Source organism: Achromobacter sp. GbtcB20, from assembly GCF_019091095.1.
GTDB classification, from domain to species: Bacteria; Pseudomonadota; Gammaproteobacteria; order Burkholderiales; family Burkholderiaceae_B; genus Achromobacter; species Achromobacter mucicolens.
Genome location: NZ_JAGXJZ010000282.1, coordinates 1 through 387 on the forward strand (window position 1 = coordinate 1; position 387 = coordinate 387).

Sequence of the window (387 nt, forward strand, 5' to 3'; positions counted from 1 at the left end):
CAGCTGCGCTTGAACTGGCTGGTCTTGAAGAAGCGCCACAGGAAGATGCCGAGGTTGCGCTTGATCGCGCCCAGGTCGTATTCGTTGCGCGCGCCGTTCTCGTCGGGCCAGCGGCCCGCCAGGCGCGAATGCCAGGCGCTGTAGGACAGGAAGGCCACCTTGCTCGGCGCAAAGCCGTAGCGCAGCGTGTAGTAGAGATTGAAGTCCTGCAGCTCGTAGGGGCCGATCACGCTCTCGGTGATCTGGGCCGGCTTGTCGTCGCCTTCTTTCCCGGGCACCAGCTCGGGGCTGATCTCGGTGCCGAGGATGTTCAGCAGCACCTCGGCGCCGCCGGCCACGACCGCCCCGGTCTCGGCCACCCAGCGCACCAGGTGCGTGATCAGGGTC

Annotated in this window: 1 pseudogene; it reads right to left on the minus strand. The window is 66.7% G+C overall.

The features are described 5' to 3' along the window. Nucleotides 1-387, minus strand: a pseudogene (nadE, locus tag KVT32_RS28990) (NAD(+) synthase); the annotation flags it as partial.